The following is a 19,629-nucleotide window of genomic DNA, read 5'->3' as shown; positions in this document are numbered from 1 at the left end:
CATGCGTATCGAACCCCGCCCCTTGCCCGAGCAGCTGCCCGACCTTGGCGATATGCCGCCACTGCTGCAGCGCCTCTACGCGGCGCGTGGCGTGGCCAGCGCGGCAGAGCTGGACAAGGGGTTGGCGCGGCTGATCCCTTATAAGCAGCTCAAGGGCATTGATGCGGCAGTCGAGTTGCTGGTCGAGGCGCTGGAGAAGCGCCAGCGCATTCTCTTTGTTGGCGATTTCGATGCCGATGGCGCTACGGCCAGCACCGTGGGTGTACTTGGCTTGCGCCAGCTTGGCGCTGCCCACGTCGATTACCTGGTGCCCAATCGCTTCGAGTACGGGTACGGTCTGACCCCTGAAATCGTTGCCGTTGCCTTGCAGCGCGAGCCCGATCTGCTGGTGACCGTGGACAACGGCATCTCCAGCGTCGACGGCGTGGCGGCGGCCAAGGCCGCAGGGCTCAAGGTGCTGGTCACGGACCATCACCTGCCGGGTCACGAACTGCCGGCGGCTGATGCCATCGTCAACCCCAATCAGCCTGAGTGCGCCTTCCCCAGCAAGTGCATCGCCGGGGTCGGGGTCATCTTCTATGTGCTGCTGGCCCTGCGCGCACGGCTGCGCGAGCTGGACTGGTTCACCCGTCAGGGCTGGGCCGAGCCGAACCTGGCTGAGCTATTGGATCTCGTGGCGCTGGGCAGTGTCGCCGACGTGGTACCGCTGGATGCCAACAATCGCATCCTGGTCCATCAGGGATTGGCGCGAATTCGCGCGGGGCGGGCGAGGGCGGGCCTGCGGGCGATTCTCGAAGTGGCGGGGCGCGATCATCGACGCATCACCTCTACCGACCTGGGCTTCATTCTCGGACCGCGGCTCAACGCGGCCGGGCGGCTGGATGACATGTCGCTGGGCATTGAATGCCTGCTCTGCGAGGACGAGGCACTGGCGCGCGATATGGCGGTCCAGCTCGATGAGCTGAACAAGGACCGCAAGAGCATCGAGCAGGGCATGCAGCGCGAGGCGCTGGCGCAGCTCAAGGATCTGCCGCTGGAAGACCTGCCGTTCGGCCTGTGCCTGTTCGAGGCGGACTGGCATCAGGGTGTGATCGGCATCCTGGCTTCGCGCCTGAAGGAGCGCTACCACCGCCCGACCATCGCCTTCGCCGATGCTGGCGACGGGCTGCTCAAGGGCTCGGCGCGCTCGGTGCCGGGCTTTCACATCCGCGATGCGCTGGATGCAGTCGCCGCCAAGCATCCGGGCTTGATCAGCAAGTTCGGCGGGCATGCCATGGCAGCCGGGCTTTCACTGCCGCAAGCCAACTTCGGCGCCTTCGCCGCCGCGTTCGACGCCGAAGTGCGCCGTCAGCTTTGCGAGGACGATCTCACCGGCCGGCTGCTCACCGACGGCCAGCTGAGTGTCGAGGAATTTCATCTGGAGCTGGCGCGTGCGCTGCGCAACGCCGGGCCCTGGGGGCAGCACTTCCCCGAGCCGATGTTCCATGGTGTGTTCCAGCTGGTGCAGCAGCGCCTGGTTGGCGAGCGCCATTTGAAGCTGGTACTCAAGAGTGAATGTGGTTCGCTGACCCTCGATGGCATCGCCTTCAACATCGATCGCGAGATATGGCCGAATCCGACGGTGCGCTGGGCGGAGCTGGCCTACAAGCTGGACGTCAACGAGTACCGCGGTCATGAAAGCGTGCAGCTGATGGTGGCGCATATCGCCCCGCGCTGATCGATGCATGCCGGCTGACGATAGGCCGGCTGAATCCAGCGCCATTCCCCGTCAAGACGTCTGATTGTTGCCCATGGCCGTGGCGCCTAGAGTGGCTGGACAACAACAGCGCCATGCGGGAATCCGAAATGAGCGACATCAGCGTCCATCACCGTGCTTGTCACCTGTGCGAAGCCATCTGCGGCCTGACCATCCAGACCGAAGGCGAGCGCATCCTTTCGATCAAGGGCGACCCCCTCGACAGCTTCAGCCGCGGCCATATCTGTCCCAAGGCTGTCGCCCTGCAGGACATCCAGAACGACCCTGACCGGCTGCGCCACCCGATGCGGCGCTGCGGCGATGAGTGGCAGGCGATCAGCTGGGAGGAGGCCTACGAATTGGTCGCCGAGCGCCTGGCTGAGATCCGCGAGCGCCACGGCGCCAATGCCGTGGCCATCTACCAGGGCAACCCGAGTGTGCACAACTACGGGCTGATGACCCACAGCAACTACTTTCTCGGGCTGCTGAAGACGCGCAATCGCTTTTCCGCGACCTCGGTCGATCAGCTGCCGCATCACCTGACCAGCCATCTGATGTACGGCCACGGCCTGTTGCTGCCGGTGCCGGACATCGATCACACCGATTTCATGCTGATCCTCGGCGGCAACCCGCTGGCCTCCAACGGCAGCATCATGACCGTACCTGACGTGGAGAAGCGGCTGAAGGCGATCCGCGCCCGCGGCGGCAAGCTGGTGGTGGTCGACCCGCGTCGCAGCGAGACCGCAGCGATCGCCGATCAACATATGTTCGTGCGGCCGGGACAAGACGCGGCGCTGCTGTTTGGCCTGCTCAATACTCTGTTCGAGGAAGGCCTGACGCGCACCAGCGAGCTCCCGCTGGACGGCATCGAGGAGGTGCGCACGGCGATCGCCGCCTTTACCGCCGAGGCGATGAGCGCCCGTTGTGGGATTCCGGTCGAGCAGATCCGCCAGCTGGCGCGGGATTTCGCGGCGGCGGACAAGGCAGTCTGCTACGGGCGGATGGGCGTCTCGACCCAGGCCTTCGGCACGCTCTGCCAGTGGTTGGTGCAGCTGATCAACCTGGTCACCGGCAATCTCGATCGGGTCGGCGGCGCGCTGTGTACCGAGCCTGCGGTGGATCTGGTGGAGACCACCTCCGGCGGCCACTTCGCCGCCTGGCATAGCCGGGTTTCGCAGTTGCCTGAATACGGCGGCGAACTACCGGTAGCGGCACTGGCCGAGGAGATGCTTGAACCTGGGGAAGGGCAGGTGCGTGCACTGATCACCGTGGCCGGAAACCCGGTGCTCTCCACGCCCAACGGGCGCAAGCTGGAGCAGGCGCTGGATGGGCTGGAGTTCATGCTCAGTGTGGATTTCTACATCAACGAAACCACTCGCTATGCCGACGTGATCCTGCCGCCGACCGCGCCGCTGGAGCACGACCATTACGACGCCACCTTCAACCTGCTCGCCGTGCGCAACGTCACCCGCTTCAACCAGCCGGTACTGCCCAAACCCGAGGGTGCGCTGCACGACTGGGAAATCTTCATCGGGCTGGCTAAGGCGTACGCAGTGCGGGTCGGCGTCGAGCTGAAGCCCACCATGCCGCCGCAGCAAATGATGGATCTGGCGCTACGCCATGGGCCATACGGCGACAAGTCCGAGCGCAAGCTGAGCCTGGCAGCACTGAAGGATCATCCCCACGGGCTGGATCTAGGGCCGCTCAAGCCGAATCTGGCGCGGCGCCTGAAAACGCCGAGCCAACGCGTCCAGGCTGCGCCAGCGCTGATGCTGGAGGATCTGCAGCGTTTCGCCGCCGAGCCGCAGACCAAGAGCGACGAGCTGCTGCTGATCGGCCGCCGGCATGTACGCAGCAACAATTCCTGGATGCACAACTACCAGCGCCTGGTGAAGGGCAAGCCGCGTCACCAGCTGCTGATGCACCCTGCGGACATGGCTGCTCGGACTTTGCTGGATGGCCAGCGTGTGCGTGTGCATTCCCGTGTCGGCGTGGTCGAGGTGGAGGCGCTGGCCAGCGAGGAGATGATGCCCGGCGTGGTCAGCCTGCCGCATGGCTGGGGCCACGCCCGTCCTGGCGTGCAAATGGATATCGCCCGGCAGCAACCGGGCGCCAGCAGTAACGACCTGACTGACGAGCGCCAGTTGGATGTATCCGGCAATGCCGCGCTCAACGGTGTGCCGGTGCAGGTTAGCGCTGCCTGAGGCAGACAGTTCCACCGATGTCGGGCTGGGCATGAGCGGCGAAACGGTCTCTACTGACGGGTGTCAAATCCGCATCATCGACAGTAGAGGCCGACATGTCCCAGCTTTTCCAGCCGCTAACCCTGCGCCAGCTCAAACTGCCCAACCGGATTGCCGTATCGCCCATGTGCCAGTACTCGGCGAAGGCCGGGATGGCGAACGACTGGCATCTGGTGCATCTGGGCAGTCGGGCCGTCGGTGGCGCCGGGCTGGTGATCATCGAAGCGACGGCGATCAGCCCTGAGGGGCGTATTTCGCCGGACGACCTCGGCATCTGGTCCGATGAGCATGTCGAGCCGCTACGCCGTATCACCCGCTTCATCGAGGCGCAGGGCGCGTTCGCCGGCGTGCAGCTGGCCCATGCCGGGCGCAAGGCGAGTACGTGGCGGCCCTGGCTCGGCAAGCATGGCAGCGTGCCTATCGCCGCTGGCGGTTGGACCCCGGTCGGCCCTTCGACCATTGCTTTCTCGCCTGAACATGCCGTGCCGACGGCGCTGGACGATGCCGGCATCGCGGTCGTCGTGCAGGCGTTCGTCGAGGCGGCCGAGCGCTCATTGGCAGCCGGCTTCAAGGTCGCCGAGGTGCATGCGGCCCATGGCTACCTGCTGCATCAGTTCCTTTCGCCGCTATCCAATCAGCGCCAGGATCGTTACGGCGGCTCGTTCGATAACCGTATCCGCCTGCTCCTGGAGGTTACGGCGGCTGTTCGCGAGGTCTGGCCCGAGGAATTGCCGCTGTTCGTCCGCCTCTCGGCGACCGACTGGGTCGATGATGGCTGGAATGCCGACGAAACCGTCGAACTCGCGCGGCGGCTCAGGGAAATTGGCGTCGACCTTATCGACGTGTCATCCGGCGGCACTGCTGCCAACGCCGATATTCCAGTCGGGCCGGGCTACCAGACCCAGTTCGCCGAGCGCGTGCGCAAGGAGGCGGGTATCGCCACCGGCACGGTCGGCATGATCACCGAGGCGGTGCAGGCCGAACACATCCTGCGCACCGGCCAGGCCGACCTGATTCTGCTCGCCCGCGAACTGCTGCGTGATCCGTACTGGCCGCTGCATGCCGCCGAGGATCTGCGTGACAGTTCCGTGGCCTGGCCGGCGCAGTACGTGCGTGCCGCCCATCGCGACACGCCGATTCGTCAGGTGCCCGAGTCGTTTGACTGAGCACTTCTGTTCAAATCCTGATTCAATCCGTTTGGGGACTTCGATGAAAACCAGTGGCCTTCTCGATCAACTGCTCAGGTCCGGTCAGGACCTGCTGCAGAAGCAGCAATCCAGTGCAGGCGGAAAACCTGGCAAAGGCGGTTTGAGCGACCTGCTGTCCGGCGTTGGCGGCGGTTCGCTCGGCAATGCCCTGTCGGGTGCCGGTGGCGGCGCGCTGGCGGCCGGTGCCATGGGGTTGCTGCTGGGCAACCGCAAGGTACGCAAGATGGGCGGCAAGGCGGTGACCTACGGCGGTCTGGCTGCACTCGGCGTGCTGGCCTACAAGGCGTACAGCAACTGGCAGGCACAGCAGGGCGGGACGCAGCAGCAGACGCCACAAACCATCGATCGCCTGCCGCCGGCAGAGGTCGAGGTGCACAGCCAGGGCATTCTCAAGGCACTGGTGGCAGCGGCCAAGGCCGACGGCCATGTCGATGCCCGAGAGCGTCAGCTGATCGAGGCGGAGCTGGGCAAGCTGGCCGATGCTGATCTGCAGCACTGGCTCGAAGCTGAGCTGAACAAGCCGCTGGACCCGGCTGACGTGGCCAGTGCCGCCAGTACTCCGGAGATGGCTGCGGAGATGTATCTGGCCAGCGTGCTGATGGTCGACGAGGAGCATTTCATGGAACGTGCCTATCTGGATGAACTTGCCCGCTGCCTGCAGCTCGATCCGCAACTCAAAGCCGAGCTGGAAAGCCAGGTACGCGGTGTGAGTGCCTGATCGACCGTCATGAGGGCAAATCCGGCTCCTGACCGTCCGCCGGCACGTCCGGCGGGCTGTCAGCACGGGTTGGCTGAGTTATAATCGCCGGCTTTTGCACCGTCCGATTGAGAGCTGCCTACCTATGGAAATCAACCCGATCCTCAACAGCATCAAGGACCTGTCCGAGCGCACCCTGTCAATTCGGGGGTATCTTTGACTACGATCAGAAGCATGATCGTCTCGTCGAAGTAAACCGCGAACTCGAAGACCCCAACGTCTGGAACAAGCCCGAATACGCCCAGAGCCTGGGCCGTGAACGCGCCACCCTGGCGCAGATTGTCGAAACCATCGATGACCTCGATGGCGGACTTGCCGACTCTCGCGACCTGCTCGACATGGCGGTCGAAGAAGATGATCAAGGCGCCGTTGATGATGTGGCCGCCGAGCTGGACCGTCTGCGCGGAATCCTCGAAAAGCTCGAATTCCGCCGCATGTTCAGCCACGAGATGGACCCGAATAACTGCTACCTGGACATCCAGGCCGGTTCCGGCGGCACCGAGGCGCAGGACTGGGCGAACATCCTGCTGCGCATGTACCTGCGCTGGGCCGACAAGCGCGGTTTCACTGCCGAGATCGTCGAGCTGTCCGAGGGCGAAGTCGCCGGCATCAAGGGTGCCACGGTGCACATCAAGGGTGAATATGCTTTTGGCTGGTTGCGCACCGAGATCGGTGTGCACCGCCTGGTGCGCAAGAGCCCGTTCGACTCCGGCGCGCGCCGCCACACCTCGTTCTCGGCAGTGTTCGTCTCGCCCGAGATCGACGACAGGGTCGAGATCGAGATCAACCCGGCCGACCTGCGCATCGATACCTACCGTTCCTCCGGCGCCGGTGGTCAGCACGTAAACACCACCGATTCGGCCGTGCGTATCACCCACGTCCCGACCAATACCGTGGTGGCCTGCCAGAACGAACGTTCCCAGCACGCCAACAAGGACACCGCCATGAAGATGCTGCGGGCCAAGTTGTACGAACTGGAAATGCAGAAGCGCAACGCCGCCTCTCAGGCGCTGGAAGACAGCAAGTCGGACATTGGCTGGGGGCACCAGATCCGTTCCTACGTGCTCGACGACTCGCGCATCAAGGATCTGCGTACCGGTGTGGAGCGCAGCGATTGCCAGAAGGTGCTCGACGGCGACATCGACGGATACCTCGAAGCCAGCCTGAAACAGGGGCTCTGAGAGCAGCTGCAAGCCTCAAGCCGCAAGCACCTCCATTGAAACGATTTGACCGGGACGACCCGCAATGAGCGAACAACCGCTGAACCAGCACGCCATCCAAGAGGAAGAAAACAAGCTGATTGCCCAGCGCAAGGAAAAGCTTGCTGCCGTGCGCGAGCAGGGCAATGCCTTCCCCAATGACTTCCGTCGCGACCGCTATGCAGGCGACCTGCAGAAACAGTACGCCGAGAAGACCAAGGAGGAGCTGGAGGCGGCCGCCATTCCGGTCAAGGTCGCCGGGCGCATCATGCTCAACCGCGGGCCATTCATGGTGCTGCAGGATATGAGCGGGCGCATCCAGGTCTATGTCGATCGCAAGACGCTGCCGGCCGAGCAGGTCGAGGCGGTCAAGCACTTCGACCTGGGCGACATCATTGCCGCCGAGGGCACACTGGCGCGCTCCGGCAAGGGCGACCTGTACGTCTACATGAACAGCGTGCGCCTGCTGACCAAGTCGCTGCGCCCGCTGCCGGACAAGTTCCATGGCCTGACCGACACCGAGCAGCGCTACCGCCAGCGCTACGTCGACCTGATGGTCAACGAGGAGGTGCGCGAAACGTTCCGCGTGCGCTCCCAGGTCATCTCGCATATCCGCAAGTTCCTCGCCGAGCGTGACTTCCTCGAAGTCGAAACGCCGATGCTGCAGACCATTCCCGGCGGCGCTGCGGCCAAACCGTTCGAGACCCATCACAACGCGCTGGACATGCCGATGTTCCTGCGCATCGCGCCGGAGCTCTACCTCAAGCGTCTGGTGGTCGGTGGCTTCGAGCGCGTGTTCGAGATCAACCGCAACTTCCGCAACGAAGGCGTCTCGACCCGGCACAACCCCGAGTTCACCATGCTCGAGTTCTACCAGGCCTACGCCGACTACGAAGACAACATGGACCTGACCGAGGAGCTGTTCCGCGAGCTGGCCCAGGCCGTGCTCGGCAGCACCGACGTGCCCTACGGCGACAAGGTGTTCCACTTCGGCGAGCCGTTCGCGCGGCTGTCGGTGTTCGACTCGATCCTCAAGTTCAACCCGGAAATCTCCGCGGACGACCTGAACGACGTCGAGAAGGCCCGTGCCATCGCCAAGAAGGCCGGCGCCAAGCTGCTCGGCCATGAAGGCCTGGGCAAGCTGCAGGTGATGATTTTCGAGGAGCTGGTCGAGCACAAACTGGAACAGCCAACCTTCATCACTGAATACCCGTTCGAAGTCTCGCCGCTGGCCCGACGCAATGATCGCAACCCCAACGTCACAGATCGCTTCGAGCTGTTTATCGGTGGCCGCGAGATCGCCAACGCCTATTCCGAGCTCAACGATGCCGAGGATCAGGCCGAGCGCTTCCACGCCCAGGTAGCCGACAAGGATGCCGGCGATGACGAGGCCATGCACTTCGACGCCGACTTCGTTCGTGCGCTGGAGTACGGCATGCCGCCAACCGCGGGCGAGGGTATCGGCATCGATCGCCTGGTGATGCTGCTGACCAACTCGCCTTCGATCCGCGACGTGATCCTCTTCCCGCATATGCGTCCGGAACTCTGATCCACTGAGCGTCGACCGACCCGCAGTGTGCCGGCCTCGGCCGCTGCGGGTATAACCTCAAGGGGCCAGGGCATGGACGAGATGAAGTACGACATGGGCGGAGCCGCCAGCGTACTCGGCACACTCAAGGCCGTGCTGGAGCTGCAGCTGCAGCTGCCGGTACGGGTCATCCGTGAAGAGGGACTGATGAACAGCCGTAACAACCTGGACGAGTATCAGACCATCGTGCGCGGGCTGTCCGACCGCATCGTCGAGGCGCAGACGCCAGTGCGCGTACTGGACGCGGTGAAGTGGGACGAGAATACCCGCCAGGGTTTTTTCGCCGCCAAGGGCCGCGAGCTGCCGAAGATCGATCGCGGCTACTACGAGGGCCGGCCACTGGCCTTCGATTCCAGCGCCAAGAAGCAGGAATTCCAGGACATCGAGCGCGACATCACCCGTCAGCTCGGTCAGTTCAACCCGGTCGGGCAGATCATGCGGCGCATGTGCAAGGAATACCGCATGGTCATCCGCATGCTCGAGGCGCGTGGCACACCGGACTTCGGCATGATCTCCCAGGAGCTCTACGGCGCGGCATCCGACGCCTTCCATGCTGGCGATCCAACCCTGGCCGACCTCGGCCTCATGCTCTCCGACTATCTGAACAACATCGCCGACCGTGGCGACCTGCGTGACGAGCCGAAGAATCTCACCGCGCCGCAGGCCGTCGAGCTGCTGCAGAAGCGGCTGGATGTGGTGTTCGGCGAAGGCGAGGGCGTGATCCGTGTTTTCGAGTCCGACGGCATCCTCGCCGATGCGGCAGCGGGCGCCGACTACATCAAGATCCGCAGCGACGCGCTGTTCAACGAGCGTGACGTGCGCGCGCTGGAGGTTCACGAAGGCCTGGTGCACGTCGGCACCACGCTCAACGGGCAGAACCAGCCGATCTGCACCTTCCTCGCCAAGGGGCCGCCGTCTTCAACGGTTACTCAGGAAGGCCTGGCAATCCTGATGGAGGTGATCGCCTTCGCCTCCTACCCGACGCGCCTGCGCAAGCTGACCAACCGCACCCGCGCCATCCACATGGCCGAGGAGGGCGCGGATTTCCTCGACGTGTTCGCCTTCTTCCGCGAGCAGGGCTATGGCGACGACGATTGCTACAGCAATGCCAGCCGGGTGTTCCGCGGCTCGACCCCCGATGGTCTGCCCTTCACCAAGGACCTGTCCTACCTGAAGGGCTTCATCATGATCTACAACTACATCCAGCTAGCCGTGCGCAAAGGCCGGCTGGAGCAGATCCCGCTGCTGTTCTGCGGCAAGACCACGCTTGAGGACATGCGCACGCTGCGCCAGCTGGTGGACGAGGGCATGGTCGTCCCGCCCAAGTATCTGCCGCAGCAATTTCAGGACCTCAATGCGCTGTCGGCCTGGATGTGCTTCTCCAACTTCCTCAATCACCTGAGCCTGGATCGCATCGAAGCCGACTACGCGAACATTCTCTGATCCCGAATATCCGACATCACTCACGCAAGGAAGCGTAACGATATGGAAAACTCCGTCTTTGCCCGGCGTGCGAACCCGATGGATCGCACACTCTCACCCGCTGCGTATAACCTCGTCATTGGCCTCACGCTCTGTTGGGGCTTCTGGGTCAACTGGTGGATGGTCGGCAACATCCCGGTCGAGTCCATTCGCAGCATCCATCCCTGGCTGTTCTTTGGCGGTTACTTCGCCAGCTGCCTCACCGGCGCCTGGCTGTTTCATCGTTCGAACCAGCCCTGGGTGAGTTTTTTCGGCTACAACCTGGTCGTGGTGCCGTTCGGGCTCATCGTCAACCTGGTGGTGAGCCGCTACGACGCCTCTCTGGTGCATGAGGCGATACGCATCACCGCGCTTGTTACCCTCGGCATGATGCTGCTCGGCACGCTGTTTCCGAAGTTCTTCGCCAGCATCGCCGGTGCGCTGACAGTGGCGTTGTTGCTGGTGATCGTCGTCGAGTTGGTCGAGGTGTTCATCCTCGGCATTCATCACGGCGTGATCGACTGGATCGTCGTGCTGATCTTCTGCGGCTATGTCGGCGTGGACTGGGGCCGGGCGAATCAGATCCCCAAGACGCTGGACAATGCCATTGACAGCGCAGCCGCGCTCTATATGGACATCATCAACCTTTTCCTGCGTATCCTGCGCATTCTCGGGCGCAAATAGGCAACGGCGGGACGCTGCCGGATCCTTGCAGCGCCGCAACCCGATCGCTTCAGGAGCTCGCCGTGTCCAGCCACGAACTTGAATACGAAATCCTCGGTCAGTCCGCGCAAAGCGTGGAGATCATCCTCGATCCAGACGAGACGGTGATCGCCGAAGCCGGAGCAATGAACTACATGACCGACGGCGTGCGTTTCGAAGCGCGCATGGGCGACGGTTCGGCGAGCGGCGTGCTCGGCAAGCTGTGGGGCGCGGGCAAGCGCATGTTCACCGGCGAGTCACTGTTCCTCACTCACTTCACCAATGAAAGCAAGGCCAAGGCACGCGTGGCCTTCGCCGCGCCTTATCCGGGCACAGTGGTACCGATTGATCTTGCTGCTGTGGGCGGCAAGCTGTTTTGTCAGAAGGATGCCTTTCTCTGCGCGGCTTATGGCACGCGCATCGGCATAAGCTTCAGCAAGCGCATCGGCGCAGGCTTCTTCGGTGGCGAGGGATTCATCCTGCAGCGCCTGGAAGGCGATGGACTGGCGTTCGTGCATGCCGGCGGCACCGTGATTCGCAAGGAGCTGAACAACGAAACCCTGCGGTTGGATACCGGCTGCCTGGTGGCGTTCACGCAGGGCATCGACTACGACATCCAGCTTGCCGGCGGCCTCCGGAGCATGCTGTTCGGTGGCGAAGGGCTGCTGCTCACCACCCTCAAGGGCACCGGCAGCGTCTGGATCCAGAGCCTGCCCTTCTCGCGCCTGGCCGAGCGGGTCTACGAGGCGACCTCACAGGCCCGCGGTGAAACCCGCGCCGGCGGTAAATGAGCCGCAGGCGACCTTCGAATTTGTCACAATGCGCCTCTTTGCCTCGATGAGACCGTCCATGTCCGAACGCAATCCCATTCCCCTGATCCTGACCGCCATCGGCAGCGTGCTTGGCACGGTCGCGGTGCTGTCCTATTACGGCTACGTGCATATCGCCAAGCCAGAGGATGCGTTGCTGCTGGCTGACTACACCATGCTCAAGACCGTTCCCGGCGAGGATTACCGGGTATCGCTGAAGCCGGCGTCGCAGGTGGCTCAGTGCATCGATGGTGTGCTGGTGCTGTTCGATACCGAACAGAAGGGCCTGACAGGCGTGCTGGTCGACAGCAAGAAGCGCGCCGTGCGCTGCATAGGTCAGGATGCGCCGCAGGAGAGCAAATAAAACAGCCCGTCAGGGCGACGGGCTGCTAAAGGGGCAGGGCATCAGCTCGCCATGCCCACGGTCCGTGGTCACTCCATCGACGAACGTGGCGCGACGCGCTGGCTGTCGTTGGAGATAGTCACCTCGACGCGGCGATTCATCGCGCGGCTGGACGGCGAGTCGTTGCTCGCAACCGGGTATTGCTCGCCATAGCCCACCGCCTGGATGCGCTGTGGATCGACGCCCGCGTGGGTCAATGCGCGGCGCACGGATTGGGCGCGGCGCTCGGAAAGCTGCTGGTTGTAAGAGTCGGAGCCGGTGCTGTCGGTATAACCCTCGACTACCACCTTGCGCTCCGGATTCTCGTTCAGGAACTCAGCGAGCTTCTGGATGCCGCGCATACCGGCCGGTTTAAGTTCGGCCTTGTCCAGGTCGAACAGAACGTCACCGAAAGTCACCAGGGTACCGCGCTCGGTCTGCTTGGCCTGCATGTCCTCCTGCAGCTTGCGGATCTGCGCGTCCCGGGCTTCGAGGCGGGCTTCGGCGCGCTGCGCGGAGGCCTTGCCGAGATCCTCTTCGGCCGCGCGCAGGGCAATAGTCTGCTCGGCCAGTTCGATGCGGCGCTTGGTCAGGTAGGCCAGCTGATCCACCGTTTCTTCGTCGGCATCGTTCAGATATGCCTTGTTGGCCTTGTCCAGCATGTTGCTGGCGTCCTGGGTTTCCAGGGCTGCGACCTTGCTTGAGCGGGCGTCGCTCTGCAGAGCGGAGAAGCTGCTGCGCGCCTCTTCAAGGTTCTGATTGGGCTGGTTGGCGCAGGCCACTAGGCCGATGCTCAGGGCCAGTATGGTAGGTAGGGTTACGAGCTTGTGCATGACGAGTTCATCCTATTGGCTATAAACGGAATGGCGGGCGTGGCGAGGAATCAGCGAACGTTGCGCATGCCTTCTTCGCGCAATTCCTGAATCCCCTGCTGCGCATCTTCGACGGCCTTCTGAGCCTTCGCCGCTTCAGCCTTGCGTTGGGCTACGCGGGCATCCCATTCGGCCTGTTCGGCCAGCTTGCGGGCTTGTTCGTAGTTTTCTTTCTGCATGGCCAGTTCGGCCTCTTTCCACTTTTCCTGCGCGGCGCGCATTTCCACTGCGGCGTACTCGGTACCACCAGCGCTTACGGCGCTGCGCACGGCCGATTCAGTCACAGCGAACTGCTCGGTCGGTGGGTTGCCGGCGCATGCGGTCAGCAGCAGGCCACCAAGTGCAATGGCCGCCAGCTTGGGTAGCTGAAATCTCGAAGCGTGGGTTGCGACAGCTTTGTTCATGGTCAGTCTCCAGTTCGAATTGCTCAACGAATAGCTACCGTCCCTGGCCGGGCAGTGTGCTGAATAGGGCACTACCGATGTCGGGACATATTTTTGTGAGGCCAAATGGCGCTAATCGTTCAGTGAAAGTTGGCGGGCTAGAGCGGTTGTCATCGGGGAATCCGCTACCAGCGCGGTATTAACGGGGTGGGGACTGGCCTGCGCGGGCAGGGCGGGCGTATGCAACAAGGGTGACCTGTGCGATGGCGCCCTGAGCGGGCACCGAGCGTGCAGGGTGCGCTTTCGGGTCAGGTCGGCGGGGTGGAAGACGCTTCCTCGTCGAGCATGCGCTTGAGGTGTTTGCGCGAGAGCTCGAGAAAGCGCGGGGTGGGGCCGACGTCCTCGTAGACCGGGTCGCCCTGTTCGTCAGTGGCGATGACCTGGGTGCCGCGCTCATACGGAAGGCTGGTTTCGACGGCTTCGAGGGCCGCACCAACCAGCTCGCCGAGCAGCGCTTCGGTGCTGCGCTTGGGGTACATCTCGGCGAGCGCCGCGAGCCGTGCCGCGCTCTCGACGTCTAGCGGAATGCTGTAGGTTGTCTGGCTCATGTGACCCTTGGCGTCGCGTTCCCAATGGCTGACCAGCTCGGAAATTCTCATGATTACTCCTTTGCCCGCGCTTACGAGCGGTGATGACATGTGCAATCGTGCTGTCCGCAACAGGGTCGTCGGCGTTGACGCCTTGTCATGACCGGATGCTGTGGGCACTCTGGTTGGAGGTAATTTCAGCGTAGCCGTTCAGGATCGTTTTCTCCGCGGCGCGTCTGATAAGCAGCGGCGAGTCGCTCATGTGAAGGCGGCAGCCCAGGAGGAGCAAGAAGGTCATGGCGAAAATCATCGACGCGCGCCTGCGCGACAACGTACACCTGCTTGGCGAACTGCTCGGCAACACCATTCGCGCCCAGCATGGCGACCAGTTCTTCGACAAGATCGAACGCATCCGCAAAGGCGCCAAGGCGGCACGCAAAGGCTCGGCCGAGGGTGCGCAACTGCTGTCCGAGACGCTCGACAGCCTTGACGAGAATGAACTGCTGCCGATGACACGGGCGTTCAACCAGTTCCTCAACCTGGCCAATATCGCCGAGCAGTACCATCAGGTTCGTCGCCGTACGGCAGGCGAGCCGGTACCGTTCGAAACCAGCGTGTTCGCCGATCTGATCGAACGCCTCAAGGCCGCCGGACACGGCGACGAGTTCATTGCACGACAGGTCAGCCGCCTGGAAATCGAACTGGTGCTGACAGCGCACCCCACCGAAGTTTCACGGCGCACGCTGATCCAGAAGTACGACGCCATCGCCGAACAGCTGGCCGCACGGGACCACACCGACCTCTCCGACGCCGAGCAGGCGAAGATCGAGCTGCAGCTGCAGCGCCTGATCGCAGAGGTCTGGCACACCGAGGAAATCCGTCGCAACCGACCGACGCCAGTGGAAGAGGCGCGGTGGGGCTTCGCCGCCATCGAGAACTCGCTGTGGAAGGCCATACCCAATGTATTGCGCCAGACCGATGCGACGCTCAGGCGGGCGACCGGGCTGCACCTGCCGCTAGAAGCCGCGCCGATCCGCTTCGCCTCCTGGATGGGTGGCGACCGCGACGGCAACCCGAACGTGACCGCGATGGTATCCCGCGAAGTGTTGCTGACCGCACGCTGGGTGGCTGCCGATCTGTACCTGCGGGAGATCGAAGGGTTGATTACCGCACTGTCGATGAGCGAAGCCAGTGAGGAACTGCTGCGCCTGACCGGTGATTCGGCCGAGCCGTACCGGGTCCTGCTCAAGCCCCTGCGTCAACGGCTGCGGGCGACCCGGGAGTGGGCACGGGCGGCCATCGAGCATGGCCAGCCGGCTCCGGCGGAAGTGCTGCAGGACTGCGCCGAGCTGCGTCGGCCGCTGGAACTCTGCTACCGCTCGTTGCATGCCCGCGGGATGGGCATGATCGCCGATGGCGCGCTGCTTGACTGCCTGCGGCGACTGGCCGTGTTCGGGCTGTTCCTGGTACGGCTGGACATTCGTCAGGACGCGGCACGGCATGCCGCAGCACTGGCGGAAATCACCGATTACCTCGGGCTGGGCGACTATCAGGCGTGGGACGAGCAGCGGCGACTGGACTGGCTGCAGCTTGAACTGAGCAATCGCCGCCCGCTGCTGCCGGCGCATTATCATCCGTCGGCCGATACCGCAGAGGTGCTCGCCACCTGCGCGGTGATCGCCGAGGCGCCAGCGGCGTCACTTGGCTCCTATGTCATTTCCATGGCCCATGCGGCCTCCGATGTACTCGCCGTGCAGTTGCTGCTCAAGGAAGCCGGCCTGCAGCGTCCGATGCGTGTGGTGCCGCTGTTCGAAACCCTGGACGACCTGAATAACGCCGCGCCGATCATTGACCGCCTGCTCGCGCTGCCCGGGTATCGCCAGCGTCTGCATGGCCCGCAGGAGGTGATGATCGGCTACTCCGACTCGGCCAAGGATGCTGGCACTACTGCCGCCGCCTGGGCCCAGTACCGCGCTCAGGAACGGCTGGTGGACGTATGCCGGGAGCACGACGTCGAACTGTTGCTGTTCCATGGCCGCGGCGGCACCGTGGGGCGTGGCGGTGGCCCGGCGCATGCGGCGATCCTGTCGCAGCCGCCGGGCTCGGTAGTCGGGCGCTTCCGTACCACCGAACAGGGCGAAATGATTCGCTTCAAATTCGGCCTGCCGGACATCGCCGAGCAGAACCTCAATCTGTACCTCGCCGCGGTGCTCGAGGCGACTCTGTTGCCGCCGCCGATGCCCGAGGCCGACTGGCGTGAGACCATGGATCGCCTGTCCGCCGAAGGGGTGGCGGCCTATCGTGGCGTGGTACGCGAGCATCCGCAGTTCGTCGATTACTTCCGCCAGGCGACACCCGAGCTGGAACTGGGCCGTTTGCCGTTGGGCAGTCGCCCCTCCAAACGTCGCGAGGGTGGGGTGGAAAGCCTGCGGGCGATTCCCTGGATTTTCGCCTGGACGCAAACGCGGCTGATGCTGCCCGCCTGGCTTGGGTGGGAGCAGGCGCTGCAGAGCGCACTGACGCGCGGGGAGGGCGAGCGGCTGGCCGAAATGCGTGCGCGATGGCCGTTCTTCACTACGCGCATCGACATGCTGGAAATGGTGCTGGCCAAGGCCGATGCCGATATCGCAAGGCGTTACGATGAGCGCCTGGTGCAGCCGGAACTGCTTTCCCTTGGTAGCGATTTGCGTGACCGATTGTCGCAGGTGGTCGGCGCTGTGCTGAGCGTGACCGGCCAGGCCGATCTGCTCGACCACAGCCCGAAGACCCAGGAGGCGTTCAGCCTGCGCAACACCTATCTTGATCCGTTGCACCTGCTGCAGATAGAACTGCTGGCTCGCTCAAGGCAGCAGCAGAACCCGGCAGACAGCCCGCTCGAGCAGGCGCTGCTGGTCAGTGTGGCGGGTATCGCGGCGGGCTTGCGCAACACGGGCTGAAGTGGCAGTTCCCGGCGCTCAACGGCTGCGCGATGCGTAGTCGTTGAGCGCAACTCGCGTCGAATCGTGACATTTATGCGGGTCGATAGACGCTTTCGGGACGGCTTGTGCCGCCTCGGTGCGCTGTGTATCGTGTTCAACCTTTTGTCGCATGGCGGCAAACCAGAATTTTTGATTCGTCAGCGAAGAGCCACTCCGGCCCGCTGGCAGGATCGCCCCCCTTCTAAGAAACTCGAGGACTCATCATGCGTGTGATTCTGCTGGGAGCGCCCGGTGCTGGAAAAGGTACCCAGGCTGGCTTCATTACCAAAAAATTCGGTATTCCGCAGATCTCCACGGGCGACATGCTGCGTGCCGCAGTCAAGGCGGGCACCGAGCTGGGCCTCAAGGCCAAGAGCGTGATGGATGCCGGTGGCCTGGTTTCCGATGATCTGATCATCAATCTGGTCAAGGAGCGCATCGCTCAACCCGATTGCGTCAACGGTTTCCTATTCGACGGTTTCCCGCGCACCATTCCTCAGGCCGAAGCGCTGAAGGAAGCCGGCGTGCGTATCGACAACGTGATCGAGATCGCCGTGGACGACGAGGAAATCGTCGGCCGTATCGCGGGTCGCCGTGTGCATCCGGCTTCCGGCCGCGTCTATCACACCGAGCACAACCCGCCGAAGGTTGCGGGCAAGGACGACGAAACCGGCGATGAGCTGATCCAGCGCGAAGACGACAAGGAAGAGACCGTGCGTCATCGCCTGTCCGTCTACCATGCGCAGACCAAGCCGCTGGTGGATTTCTACCAAAGCCTGGCAGCCGCGGAAGGCACGCCGAAGTACAGCTGCATCGAAGGTGTCGGTTCGGTGGACGAGATTACGGCCAAGGTGTTTGCTGCACTGAGCTGATCGAAGCTGCCTGGCACGAGCGAATAGAAATGCCCGTATCGAAAGATACGGGCATTTTTTTGCACAGAGATCAGGACAGGCGCGAAAGAACCCGCTCCGCGAATACGTTAGAATCGGCGCCTTTTTACCGACCGGACCGACCCGATGACTACTCTGCTGGCCCTGGATACTGCCACCGAAGCCTGCTCAGTCGCGCTGTTGCACGACGGCAAGGTGCTGAGTCACTACGAGGTGATTCCGCGCTTGCATGCCCAGCGGCTGCTGCCGATGGTGCAGACGCTGCTCGGCGAGGCCGGGGTTGCGCTGTCCGCGGTAGATGCCATTGCTTTCGGGCGGGGGCCAGGTGCCTTTACCGGCGTGCGGATTGCCATCGGTGTGGTGCAGGGCTTGGCGTTCGCGTTGCAGCGGCCGGTGCTGCCGGTTTCGACCCTCGCGACCATTGCCCAGCGGGCCTGGCGTGAGCACGGCGCAGCGCAGGTCGCGGCGGCCATCGATGCGCGCATGGACGAGGTCTACTGGGGCTGTTATCGCGAGCAGGCCGGGGAGATGCAGCTGGTCGGCAGTGAGGCCGTGCTGCCGCCCGAGCAGGCGGTGCTGCCGCGCGATGCAGGTGAGGACTGGTTTGGCGCCGGTACCGGCTGGGGTTACGCCGAGCGGATAACCGCGGCCGTACGTGCGCACGACGCCGGGATGCTGCCGCATGCCGAAGATCTGCTGAGTCTGGCTAGTTTCGCCTGGCACCGAGGCGAGGCGCTGGAGGCCGATCAGGCCCAGCCGGTCTACCTGCGGGACAATGTTGCGACGCCCAAAGGGATCAAATGACGAGGAACGTTGCCAAACTCCTGGCTGCCCGTTAGAGTCGCCAGGCCTCTGATCGAGTCCAATGATGCGCGTCGAAAGCTCCTTTCCCGTTCCCTATTCAACGGAACGTTCTGCCCGTACCGGCAGGGCGGCGGATAGCTATGGGGAAACGCAGCGGGTCGCGCAGGCGCAGCGCGGGGTCGACAGCCGCTCCGGTCAGGATTACCAGCCCCAGGCTGATCGTCCGCAGCAGCGGGTCAATTCCAGCGCGCTGGTCGAACGCTACTCCGCATTCCGCTATGACGAGCCGCAGCCCGAGCGCCCACTGACCAGTCGCGTGGCCCAGGCGCTGGCCAGCTACGCCAGCACCGCCAGCATGAGCGTCGAGTTCGACGGCGCAGAGGTGCTCGGGCTCGACCTCTACGCCTGAGGCGGTTCGATCTGCCAGAGCTTCCCTATTACATCGGTTGTCCCTCTTGGAACGAGAGTGCCTGGCTCGGCTCGTTGTACCCGACGGCTACGCCGGCTTCCGATTTCCTTGCCGCCTACTGTTCCACCTTCAATACAGTCGAGGGCAATACCACGCTGTACGCCTGGCCATCGGAGCAGAAGGTCCAGCGCTGGGCCGGCGAGATGCCCGAGGGCTTCCGCTTCTGTGCCAAATTTCCCCGCGATGTCAGCCAGGCCGGCGATCTGCGTGCGGCGCTGGAGCAGGCGCATGCCTTCCAGCGGCTCTTGCTGCCATTGGGGCGAAGGGTAACGCCGTTCTGGCTGCAACTGCCCGCCAGCGTTGGGCCATCCAGATTGAGCGAGCTTGCGGCGTTCATCGATGGCTTCGACGCATCGCTGGCGATCGAGGTGCGGCATCCCGGATTCTTCGACCGAGGGGATGGCGAGCGCGCGTTGAACCGATTGCTGCGTGATCGCGGCATTGAGCGCATCTGTCTAGCAGGCCGTTGAAAAAAGCCAGAGCCCGCGTGGCTCTGGCAAAATGGCGGCCATCCTCTTCTGCCGAAGCCAGCCCAAGCCGATGCGTGGACTCGACCTCAAACAAAACGAGCTGTTCAGTTATA

The 19,629-nt window shown here is 63.6% G+C and carries 17 protein-coding genes and 1 pseudogene; 15 read left to right on the top strand and 3 right to left on the bottom strand.

All coding sequences use genetic code 11. The features are described 5' to 3' along the window. Position 1 precedes the first annotated feature (1 nt). From recJ to IEG05_RS17695, 10 genes are all read left to right on the top strand, one after another. Positions 2–1,717: a single-stranded-DNA-specific exonuclease RecJ gene (recJ, locus tag IEG05_RS17740; protein ID WP_046618748.1), complete on the top strand. Its 1,716-nt coding sequence runs from the start codon at positions 2–4 to the stop codon at positions 1,715–1,717. A 128-nt stretch (positions 1,718–1,845) separates the two neighbouring features. Continuing rightward, positions 1,846–3,939 (top strand): molybdopterin oxidoreductase family protein, encoded by a 2,094-nt coding sequence (locus IEG05_RS17735; protein ID WP_046618746.1) that lies wholly within the window; start codon positions 1,846–1,848, stop codon positions 3,937–3,939. Positions 3,940–4,034: 95 nt separating this feature from the next. After that, positions 4,035–5,144: an NADH:flavin oxidoreductase/NADH oxidase gene (locus tag IEG05_RS17730; RefSeq protein ID WP_046618745.1), complete on the top strand. Its 1,110-nt coding sequence runs from the start codon at positions 4,035–4,037 to the stop codon at positions 5,142–5,144. Between the two features lie 43 nt (positions 5,145–5,187). After that, entirely contained in the window at positions 5,188–5,904 is a 717-nt protein-coding gene (locus tag IEG05_RS17725; protein WP_042926252.1) for a tellurite resistance TerB family protein, read from the top strand. 124 nt (positions 5,905–6,028) lie between these two features. Continuing rightward, a protein-coding gene (gene prfB / locus IEG05_RS17720; protein ID WP_152664397.1) for a peptide chain release factor 2 occupies positions 6,029–7,124 on the top strand; the annotation gives its coding sequence in 2 pieces (ribosomal slippage) (positions 6,029–6,100 and positions 6,102–7,124; 1,095 coding nt in all). 64 nt (positions 7,125–7,188) lie between these two features. Beyond that, a complete protein-coding gene (gene lysS / locus IEG05_RS17715) occupies positions 7,189–8,691 on the top strand; it encodes a lysine--tRNA ligase (RefSeq protein ID WP_045666686.1) in 1,503 nt (500 codons plus the stop codon). A 72-nt stretch (positions 8,692–8,763) separates the two neighbouring features. Continuing rightward, positions 8,764–10,173 carry a flavohemoglobin expression-modulating QEGLA motif protein gene (locus tag IEG05_RS17710; RefSeq protein ID WP_191122464.1) on the top strand — a complete coding sequence of 470 codons (1,410 nt, stop codon included), beginning with the start codon at positions 8,764–8,766 and terminating at the stop codon, positions 10,171–10,173. Positions 10,174–10,215: 42 nt separating this feature from the next. Next, positions 10,216–10,875 carry a Bax inhibitor-1 family protein gene (locus IEG05_RS17705; protein WP_046618741.1) on the top strand — a complete coding sequence of 220 codons (660 nt, stop codon included), beginning with the start codon at positions 10,216–10,218 and terminating at the stop codon, positions 10,873–10,875. A gap of 62 nt (positions 10,876–10,937) precedes the next feature. Continuing rightward, complete coding sequence (locus IEG05_RS17700) at positions 10,938–11,684, top strand: TIGR00266 family protein (protein WP_042926247.1); 747 nt, start codon at positions 10,938–10,940, stop codon at positions 11,682–11,684. Between the two features lie 58 nt (positions 11,685–11,742). Next, positions 11,743–12,066: a PA3694 family proteiin gene (locus tag IEG05_RS17695; protein WP_041014544.1), complete on the top strand. Its 324-nt coding sequence runs from the start codon at positions 11,743–11,745 to the stop codon at positions 12,064–12,066. A 68-nt stretch (positions 12,067–12,134) separates the two neighbouring features. Here the strand turns inward: IEG05_RS17695 and lptF are convergent, their stop codons facing one another. The 3 genes from lptF to IEG05_RS17680 form a co-directional block, all read right to left on the bottom strand. After that, the gene (lptF, locus tag IEG05_RS17690) at positions 12,135–12,917 is read right to left on the bottom strand and encodes a lipotoxin F family OmpA-related lipoprotein LptF (RefSeq protein WP_046618740.1); all 783 of its coding nucleotides are present in this window, start codon (positions 12,915–12,917) and stop codon (positions 12,135–12,137) included. Positions 12,918–12,967: 50 nt separating this feature from the next. After that, entirely contained in the window at positions 12,968–13,360 is a 393-nt protein-coding gene (locus IEG05_RS17685) for a DUF4398 domain-containing protein (RefSeq protein WP_014820986.1), read from the bottom strand. A 287-nt stretch (positions 13,361–13,647) separates the two neighbouring features. Further along, entirely contained in the window at positions 13,648–13,998 is a 351-nt protein-coding gene (locus IEG05_RS17680) for a hypothetical protein (RefSeq protein ID WP_041014543.1), read from the bottom strand. A 224-nt stretch (positions 13,999–14,222) separates the two neighbouring features. Between IEG05_RS17680 and ppc the strand changes: the two genes are divergently transcribed. From ppc to IEG05_RS17655, 5 genes and pseudogenes are all read left to right on the top strand, one after another. Beyond that, a complete protein-coding gene (gene ppc, locus IEG05_RS17675; protein WP_046618739.1) occupies positions 14,223–16,862 on the top strand; it encodes a phosphoenolpyruvate carboxylase in 2,640 nt (879 codons plus the stop codon). A gap of 245 nt (positions 16,863–17,107) precedes the next feature. Then, the gene (gene adk, locus IEG05_RS17670; RefSeq protein ID WP_046618738.1) at positions 17,108–17,755 is read left to right on the top strand and encodes an adenylate kinase; all 648 of its coding nucleotides are present in this window, start codon (positions 17,108–17,110) and stop codon (positions 17,753–17,755) included. A gap of 144 nt (positions 17,756–17,899) precedes the next feature. Beyond that, entirely contained in the window at positions 17,900–18,577 is a 678-nt protein-coding gene (gene tsaB, locus IEG05_RS17665) for a tRNA (adenosine(37)-N6)-threonylcarbamoyltransferase complex dimerization subunit type 1 TsaB (RefSeq protein WP_046618737.1), read from the top strand. Positions 18,578–18,641: 64 nt separating this feature from the next. Further along, the gene (locus IEG05_RS17660; RefSeq protein ID WP_046618735.1) at positions 18,642–18,986 is read left to right on the top strand and encodes a hypothetical protein; all 345 of its coding nucleotides are present in this window, start codon (positions 18,642–18,644) and stop codon (positions 18,984–18,986) included. A 74-nt stretch (positions 18,987–19,060) separates the two neighbouring features. Next, positions 19,061–19,513 (top strand): annotated as a pseudogene (locus IEG05_RS17655) (DUF72 domain-containing protein); the annotation flags it as partial. Between the last annotated feature and the right edge of the window lie 116 nt (positions 19,514–19,629).

It is taken from the genome of Stutzerimonas kunmingensis (genome assembly GCF_014764705.1).
Taxonomy (GTDB): Bacteria; Pseudomonadota; Gammaproteobacteria; order Pseudomonadales; family Pseudomonadaceae; genus Stutzerimonas.
This window is presented reverse-complemented; position numbering and strand designations above follow the sequence as displayed.